The sequence below is a fragment of the Aurantiacibacter xanthus genome, assembly GCF_003584015.1.
GTDB classification, from domain to species: domain Bacteria; phylum Pseudomonadota; class Alphaproteobacteria; order Sphingomonadales; family Sphingomonadaceae; genus Alteraurantiacibacter; species Alteraurantiacibacter xanthus.
This window is the reverse complement of record NZ_QXFM01000022.1, coordinates 19,087-27,841: the sequence shown is the minus strand read 5'-3', so window position 1 is coordinate 27,841 and position 8,755 is coordinate 19,087. Positions and strand designations below refer to the sequence as shown.

General features: G+C 69.0%; 5 protein-coding genes. 4 read left to right on the top strand and 1 reads right to left on the bottom strand.

The genetic code is table 11. The features are described 5' to 3' along the window. Window positions 1-478 (top strand): hypothetical protein (locus D2V17_RS21170; protein WP_191229062.1); only part of this gene is annotated, 478 nt, incomplete at its 5' end. Here D2V17_RS21170 and D2V17_RS03155 read toward each other — a convergent pair. Next, window positions 475-1,806, bottom strand: a complete 1,332-nt coding sequence (locus tag D2V17_RS03155) for a caspase family protein (RefSeq protein WP_191229061.1) — start codon at window positions 1,804-1,806, stop codon at window positions 475-477. The two genes, D2V17_RS21170 and D2V17_RS03155, sit on opposite strands and share 4 nt — an antisense overlap. A 114-nt stretch (window positions 1,807-1,920) precedes the next feature. Here D2V17_RS03155 and D2V17_RS03150 point away from each other — a divergent pair, with 114 nt between their 5' ends. From D2V17_RS03150 to D2V17_RS03140, 3 genes are read left to right on the top strand one after another with little or no spacing between them, the layout of a single operon-like run. Beyond that, window positions 1,921-5,268: a transglutaminase family protein gene (locus D2V17_RS03150; RefSeq protein WP_119591686.1), complete on the top strand. Its 3,348-nt coding sequence runs from the start codon at window positions 1,921-1,923 to the stop codon at window positions 5,266-5,268. Beyond that, the gene (locus tag D2V17_RS03145; protein WP_119591685.1) at window positions 5,268-7,763 is read left to right on the top strand and encodes a circularly permuted type 2 ATP-grasp protein; all 2,496 of its coding nucleotides are present in this window, start codon (window positions 5,268-5,270) and stop codon (window positions 7,761-7,763) included. Before D2V17_RS03150 ends, D2V17_RS03145 begins: the two co-directional genes overlap by 1 nt. After that, entirely contained in the window at window positions 7,760-8,632 is an 873-nt protein-coding gene (locus tag D2V17_RS03140; RefSeq protein WP_119591684.1) for a transglutaminase family protein, read from the top strand. The genes D2V17_RS03145 and D2V17_RS03140 overlap by 4 nt, the downstream gene beginning before the upstream one ends. Window positions 8,633-8,755: the final 123 nt, after the last annotated feature.

Sequence of the window (8,755 nt, the reverse complement as noted above, 5' to 3'; positions counted from 1 at the left end):
CGCGCGGATGATGCTGACGAGCGGCACGCGCCCGGCCGTGCTCGACAATGGCGCGATTGTGGTCGAGCTGGACGAAGACCCCGTCGCCTACGGCTGGGCACGCGAGGCCATCGCTCTGGCGGGCGACAATCCCGTGCTGGTGGGCGAGGCCGAACAGGTGCTGGCGATGCGTCCGCGCGGGGTCTTGCGCAGCAGCCTTGGCGGTGGCCCCTTGCGCTACGTGCGGCGGGTCTCGGCCAACGAGAGCGTGCGCTTCGACATCAGGACCCAGCCGCAAGTGCCCGCGCGCGTTGCCGCGATTGGCGACGGCGATGCGCGGATCGGACTGGTGGTGAGCGCCGGGAACGCCCGCGTCTGCGACCAGCGCGCCCGTTCGACCCATTCGCTCTGCACCTGGCAGGCGGCGAGCGAACGGCACGATGTCACGCTGATCAACGCCGGGCCGCTGGCCAGCGACGTGATGATCCTGTCGAACTAGTCGCCCACCGCGAATTCGATGATCGCCGCGTGGTCTGCCGCCGCGCTGCCCTTGCGCCAGAACAGCAGCAGATGGTCGGTCCCGGCGGGAAAGGGGGTGCCGGTGGTCGGGTCGTGGCTGATGAAGGTGAAGTCGAGGTGCGCAGGCGAGCGACCGTCGAGGTAGAGCCCGCCGATAGGCGAGATCAGGGTGCGTCCGCCCGCGCTGTCGACATACCAGGCATCGACGAAGCCGGGCTCGGGCGCGGCGAGCGCGAGCATCACCGCATCGCAATGGTCGAGATGCAGACGCTCAGCCGGATTGCGCAGATGCGGCGGGCCTGCCGTTTCTCCGTCGCACCGGGGCGCGGCGGCGGAGTGGAGGTCGAGCGTCCAGTCAGGCAGTGGCATGGCGCGCGCGTTGGCGACGAGGTCGGGCAGGTCGCCCGCGAAGAAAAAGGCGCTTTCTATCGCGCCGCCCGCCTCGCTGGCGGGGCCGGGCAGGGCCGAGCGTGCTTGCAGTTGCCGTTGTTCGCGCACCAGCGCAACGAAGTCGGCGGGCGATGCGGCGAGGGCAGGGGCGAGGCTGCGGGTGAACAGCCCTCCCTCGGGCGTGTCCCATGCGGCATCGCCGGTCGGCCCGGCGGCGAGCGTCACCAGCCGCCCGCTGCCTGCGGGCATGTCGTCTTCCACCCATGTGGCATCGCGCCGCTGCGCCGAGCGCAAGGCCCGGTTGGGCACGCCGAGCACCGCGGGCGAGATGGTGCGCACGGCCATGTGCTCGGCCCCGCGCATCGCGCCGCCCGAGGCGCAGCTGTCGATGGCGAGGAACACGTCGGCCCCGCGCTCGCGCATGGCACGCACGAACATGGCCAGCTCGTCGTCGACCAGTGCGCCGGGCAGAGCGCCATTGCGCCATTCGCCCGCATCGGCCAGCAGCAGCACTTCGTCCTCGCCATCGGTCTCGTCACGCGGGCCGCTGTCCGGGATGCGGCTGCCGTGGGCCGAGAAATAGAGCATGATGCGCTGGCCCGGCATGGCGCTGTTGCTGAGTCGAGTCAGTTCCTCGCGCACCTGCGCCAGCGTCGCTGCCGTGCCTTCGAGCACCATGGTTGGCGCATCCTCACCCGCGAAGGCCTTGAACGCGCCGCGCATGGCGGCGGCATCGGCGCGCGCGCCGGTGAGGGCATAGGGAGCCAGGGCCGGATCGGAAAACTCCGACACGGCAACGATCAGCCCCTCGACCGGGCGCGCGGGCTCCTGCGCGCGCGCACCATCGGCGGCGAGCGCAATCATCGCCGCGAGCGAGCAAAGGGCGAGGCGGGCGGCCACTATCACGCTGGCGGCCATAACACGCACCGCAGCTAAAGGCATGGCCTGCCAGCAAAATGTCAGGGTTCGTCAGGCCGCATGGCCCCGACAATCATATTGCATTGCAGCACCAAGCGGCGTCTAATCGCGCCGATGATCCGCGCTGCCCTCAACCACCTCACCCATTACCGCTACGCCAGGCCGATCCGGCTTGGTCCGCAGGTGATTCGCCTGCGCCCCGCGCCGCATACGCGCACTGCGGTCCCGAACTATGCGCTGACGATCAAGCCCGAGGGGCATTTCATCAACTGGCAGCAGGATCCGCACGGCAACTGGCAGGCGCGCGTGGTCTTTCCCGAGCCGGTCAGCGAGTTCTCGATCGAGGTCGACCTGATCGCCGACATGAGCGTGATCAACCCGTTCGACTTCTTCGTGGAAGACTACGCGGAGGAATACCCCTTCGCCTACGACGACAAACTGAAGGCCGATCTGGCCGCCTATTTCGACTGCGAGCCGCAAGGCCCGCTGTTCGAGGAGATGGTCGAGGCCAACAAGGGCCATCAGGGTCGCACCATCGACTTCCTCGTTGCGCTTAATCAGCAGGTCGAGCGCCGGGTGAACTACGTGATCCGCATGGAGGCGGGCACGCAGGAGCCCGAGCAGACGCTGGAGGTGGGCAGCGGTTCGTGCCGGGATAGTGCGTGGCTGCTGGTGCAGCTGCTGCGGCGGCTGGGGTTCGCGGCGCGGTTCGTTTCGGGTTATTCGATCCAGCTGGTCGCCGATGTCGAGCCGGTCGAGGGGCCGAAGGGCGTATCGCAGGATGTGGTCGACCTGCACGCCTGGGCCGAGGCCTATATCCCCGGCGCGGGCTGGGTGGCGATGGACGCGACCTCGGGCATGTTCGCGGGCGAGGGGCACATTCCGCTTTGTGCCACGCCGCACTACCGCTCTGCCGCGCCGATCGAGGGGCTGGCCGAGCCGACCGAGGTCGATTTCGACTTTCGCATGCGGGTGGACCGGGTGGCCGAGGCGGTGCGGATCACAAAACCCTTCACCGACGAGCGCTGGCGAGCATTGCTCGACCTGGGCGCCAGGGTGGACGAAGATTTGCAGGCGCAGGACGTGCGCCTGACCATGGGCGGCGAGCCGACCTTCGTCGCCGAAGAGGGCAGCGATGCGCCTGAGTGGAACGGCGAGGCGGTCGGCCCGACCAAGGCCGCCTATGCCGACAAGCTGATCCGCAAGCTCGGCGCGGCCTTTGCGCCCGGCGCTTTGCTGCACCACGGGCAGGGCAAGTGGTATCCGGGCGAGAGCCTGCCGCGCTGGGGCTTCTCGCTCTATTGGCGCAAGGATGGGGTGCCCTTGTGGAACAACCCCGCGCTGATCGCGCGCGATCCCGAAGCGGGCGAGCAGGACGCGGTCGGCCCCGAGCAGGCCGAGCAGTTCCTCAATGCCGCCGCCGCGCAGTTCGGCGTGGGCGAGGGCTATGTCCACCCGGTCTACGAAGACCCGGAGAAGTGGATCGAGCGCGAGGGCGATCTGCCCGTCAACGTGACCGCGCTCGACCCGAAGATCGACGACCCGGAAGAGCGCCAGCGCATCGTCCAGACCTTCAGCCGGGGGCTAACCAGGCCGGTCGGCTATGTGCTGCCGATCCAGCGCTGGCAGACGCAGCAGGCGAAGGAGCCGGGGCGTTGGAAGAGCGAGCAATGGCGCTTGCGGCGCGGGGCGCTGTTCGCGGTGCCGGGGGATAGCTCGCTCGGCTACCGGCTGCCGCTGGGCTCGCTGCCGCATGTGTCCAAGTCGGACTATCCCTATATCCACCCGCGCGTGGAGACCGATCCGCAGGCCCCGCTGGCCGACTTCCGCGAGCAGCGCGCCGCGCGCGGAGCCGATCGGCGCGAGGTCGAACAGCGCCACGAGCGGGTCGAGCAGGCCGCCGGCCATGCGCGGCAGGATGTGGTCGAGCAGGAGATCGTCGAAGGCGCGGTGCGCACCGCGCTGACGGTGGAGCCGAAGGGCAGCTACCTCTCGGTGTTCATCCCGCCGCTGGAGGCGATGGAGGACTTCCTCGAAATGGTCGCCGAGATCGAGGCGACTGCCGAGGCGATGGGGCTGCCGGTGCGGATCGAGGGCTATCCCCCGCCGCCCGATCCGCGCATCAGCGTGCTCAAGGTCACGCCCGATCCCGGCGTGATCGAGGTCAACATCCACCCCACCGCCAGCTTCGACGAACTGGTCGATGTCACCACCCGGCTTTACGACGCCGCGCGCGAGTGCAAGCTGACAGCGGACAAGTTCATGGTCGACGGGCGCTCGGTCGGCACCGGCGGCGGCAACCATATGGTGCTCGGCGGGACGAGCTTTACCGACAGTGCCTTCATCCGGCGGCCCGATCTGCTCAAGAGCTTCGTGCTTTACTGGCAGCGCCATCCTTCGCTCAGCTATCTGTTTTCGGGCCTGTTCATCGGCCCCACCAGCCAGGCCCCGCGCATCGACGAGGCACGGCATGACAGCCTTTACGAGCTGGAGATCGCGCTGGCGCAGGTGCCGCCTCCCGGCGTGCCGCCGAAGTTCCCCTGGGTGGTGGACCTGTTGTTCCGCAACATGCTGGTCGATGTCACGGGCAACACCCACCGCACCGAGATCTGCATCGATAAACTCTATTCGCCCGATGGCCCGACCGGGAGGCTTGGCCTCGTCGAGTTCCGCGGCTTCGAGATGCCGCCGGACGCGAAAATGAGCGTTGCCGCGCAACTGCTGCTGCGCGCGCTCACCGCGTGGTTCTGGCGCGAACCGCAGGAGGGTGACCTCGTGCGCTGGGGCACCTCGCTGCACGACAAGTTCCTGCTCCCGCACTACTGCTGGCAGGATTTTCTGGGCGTGCTCGACGATCTTCGGCAGGCAGGTTACGCCTTCGATCCCGAGTGGTTCGAGGCGCAGAACCAGTTCCGCTTTCCGGTTCACGGCACGGTCCATGCGGGCGGGGTGGAGCTGGAAATCAGCCACGCGCTCGAACCGTGGAACGTGCTCGGCGAAACCGGCGCGATCGGCGGCACGGTGCGCTATGTCGACAGCTCGACCGAGCGCTTGCAGGTCAAGGCGCGCGGGCTCACGCCGGGGCGGCACGTGATCGCCTGCAACGGACGGCGCGTGCCGATGCAGCCGACCGGCACACCGGGCGAGGCGGTGGCAGGGGTTCGCTACAAGGCCTGGGCTCCGGCGACCTGTCTGCACCCGCTGCTGGAGGCCGACGCGCCGCTGACCTTCGACGTTTACGACACGTGGAACGGGCGCTCGCTGGGCGGCTGCGTCTACCATGTCGCCCATCCCGGCGGGCGCAACTACGACGACGTGCCGATCAACGACTTCGAGGCCGAGGCACGTCGCCGCGCCCGGTTTCAGGAGCATGGCCATACGCCGGGGCCAATGGACGCACCACGGCCCGAGCACCACGGCGAGTTCCCGCTCACGCTCGATCTGCGCAGGCCCGCGCGGTAATGTCCGGAGGCGGCGAGTCTGCCGAGCTGTTCGGCCCCGATCCGGGGAGCGATCCGCTCGCCTACTACAATGTGGGCGATCCCTCGGCGGACGTGTTCTCCTCCGCCGCGCCGGAGCTGGCGGCGTGCTGGAAGCACTATGTCGCGGGGATTTCGCGGCACGGAGGCGGCGGGCTGGCGGGCCTGCAACCCTATCTCGACCGCCATGTCGGCGACCTTGGCCTCGCCTTCCGCGTGGCGGGCGACAAGGGCGAGCGCCCCTGGCCATTGAACCCGCTGCCGATCTTCATCGGGGCAGACGAATGGGCGGGGATCGAGCGCGGGCTGATCCAGCGCGCCGACCTGCTCGAAGCGGTGGTGGCCGACATCTACGGCCCGCAGCGGCTGGTGGCCGACGGACATCTGCCCGCTGCGGTGATCTCGGGCAGCGACCACTTTGCCCGCCGCACTGTCGGCTTGCAGCCTTCGGGAGGGCACTATCTGCATGTGCTGGGCGTTGATCTGGCGCGCGGGCCGCAGGGCGAATGGCGCGTGCTGGCCGACCGGGCGCGGCTGCCGCACGGGATCGGCTATGCGCTCGAAAACCGGCTCGCCATCGCGCGGGCCACCGGCGGCCTGCTCGCCTCGCTCGGCACCCGCCGCCAGACCGCTTTCTTCGAACAGCTGCGGCAAGGACTGGCGGCGAGCTGCTATCGCTCCGATCCGCGCATCGCGCTGCTCACGCCGGGGCGGTTCAACCAGTTCTACCCCGAGCAGGCCTTGCTGGCGCGGCATCTGGGCTTCTCGCTGGTCGAGGGGCGCGATCTTACGGTGCGCGACGAAAAGGTGTTCGTGCGCACCATCGGCGGGCTCAAGCGGGTCGACGCACTGTGGCGCTGGATCACCACCCGCGATATCGACCCGCTCAATTTCGACGCGCGCTCGCAGATCGGGGTGCCGGGGCTGATCAATGCCGCCGCCGACGGGCTGGTGCTGGCCAACTGGCCGGGCGTTGGCGTGGTCGAGAGCCGCGCCATGCCCGCCTTCCTGCCGCAACTGGCGCGCGTGCTGCTGGGCGAACCGCTGGCCTTGCCCAATGCCGCGACCTGGTGGCTTGGCAGCGCGCGCGAGCGGGGCCACGTGCTCGAAAACTTCGACGACCTGATGATCGCGCCCGCCTTCCGCAAGCCGCTGCCCGGTCTGCCCGAGGGCCAGCCACGGATCGGCGGCAGCCTTGCGCCCGAGGAGCGGGCCGAGGTGCTGCGCGCGATTGCGGCCCGTCCGCTCGATTTCTCGGCGCAGGAGGTGGTCCGCTATTCCACCGCCCCGGCACTGATCGACGCGGCGATCGAGCCGCGCGCCTTCACCATCCGCGCCTTCCTTGCCCGCGACGGCAACGGCAGGTGGACCGTGCTCCCCGGCGGCTTTGCCCGCATCTCGCAGGACGAACGCCAGCGCAGCTCGCTGATGGGGCTGGGCGACATCGCCACCGACCTGTGCGTGGTCGATCCGGCTACGCGGCACGAGGTCACCACCACCCCCGGCATGGCCGCGCCCGCATTGCGCCGCGATCAGGGCCTGCTGCCCAGTCAGGCGGCGGACAACCTGTTCTGGCTCGGCCGCTATTGCGAGCGCGCGCATCAGGTCAGCCGGATCGTGCGCAATCTGGTCGAGCAGATCGCGATTGCCGGGGGCGGGGTCGATGCGGCCTCGGCCATCACCCGGCTCGCCAACCTGCTGCGCGACCTCGGCGCGGTGCCGCCCGAGAGCCGCAGCTGGCAGCCCTCGCGACTGGCAGGTGCGGCGCTTGCCTCGCAGGACATGCGCGGCTCGGCGCACAGTTCGCTGGAGGCGGTGCGCCAGCTCGCACTGTTGCTGCGCGACCGGCTCAGCCGCGATGCCTGGCGCATCATCCAGCGCCCGATGCCCACCGTGGCCGGGGGCGATATCGAAGCGATTTCCGGGGTTTGCGACCGTCTGGTCGAACGGCTCTCGGCGTTGACCGGCCTGATGTCGGATACGCTGGTGCGCGGACCGGCGGTGCAGTTCCTCGATATCGGGCGCAGTCTCGAACGTTCGTCGATCATGGCGCAGGCGGCGGGCGCGCTGGCGCTTGACGGGGCGAGCCACGAGGATCTCTCGGCGCTGGTCGATCTGGTTGACGGGCAGAACGTCTATCGCAGCCGCTATCTCGTGCTGCCCGCGCGGGCGCCGGTGCTCGACATGGTGCTGCTCGATCCGGCGCAGCCGCGCTCGATGGCGCACCAGATGCTGCGGCTGACCGACCGGCTGAGCGCCCTGCCAAGCCTGCGCGAGGACGGCATGATCGAACAGCCGCTGCGGATCGCCCGCGCCCTCAATGCGCGGCTCGAAGGGCTGGCCGCCGGGAGCATCGACAAGGCCATCGTGCAGGAGCTGCTGCAAGAGCTGTTCGCGCTGTCCGACGCCATCGGCAACCGCTACTTCCTGCAGGATCACGGCCCGCAGGCGAAGATCACGGCAAGCCTGCTGGGATGATTTACGAGGTCTCCCACCGTACCACCATCAGCTATGGCGTGCCGGTGTCGCAGGCGCGGTTCAACATTCGCCTGCGGCCCTATGGCTGGCCGGGGCAGGCGATCATCGCGCAGAAGCTGGAGTTCGGCCCGCAGCCCGACGAATGGCGTGACGAGGTGGGGCCTTACTGCGTCAACCGCAGCGTGATCGGCTATTCGGGCAGGCTTTCCGAACTGGTCATCGAGAGCCGTTTTACGGTGGATATCGACAAGCGCCCGCCTGCGGATGACGGTCCGATGCTCAGGCAATTGCGGCAAGAGGCGCTGGGCACTCGTGATCTGTCGGTCCTCTCGCCTGCGCCTTACCTGTTCGCCTCGCGCATTGCCGATGCAAACTCGGCTATTGGGGACTGGGCGGGCGATCTCATGTCGTCAGAACAGCCCATCGTGACAGCGGCGAGCGCGGTGATGAACGCGATCCATCGCGACTTCGCCTATCGTCCCGGCGCGACATCCAGCGCGACCCCGCCTGCCGAGGCCTTCGCGCGGCGCGAGGGGGTGTGTCAGGACTTTGCCCATGTGATGATCGTGGCGCTGCGCAGTCAGGGCATCCCGGCGGCCTATGTCAGCGGCTACCTGCGCACCGAGCCCCCGCCGGGGCAGGAGCGGCTGGTGGGGGCCGATGCCATGCACGCCTGGGTGGCGGTGTGGTGCGGGGCGCAACTGGGCTGGATCGGGTTCGATCCGACTAATGACTGCCTCGCGCTGGGCAATCATATCCTGATCGCGATGGGGCGCGACTATGCCGATGTCTCGCCGATTGACGGCACCTTCGTAGGGTCGGCGCCGCAGAATATGGCGACGGCGGTGGACGTGATCGCGCAGGATTAGCGCGGGATGGAATTGCCCTCGATCCACCTTGCTCCCCTCCCCTCGGGGAGGGGCTGGGGGAGGGGGCTCGACGCTGGCTGGCATGGAACCCCCATCCCAACCCTTCCCCAAGGGGAAGGGCCT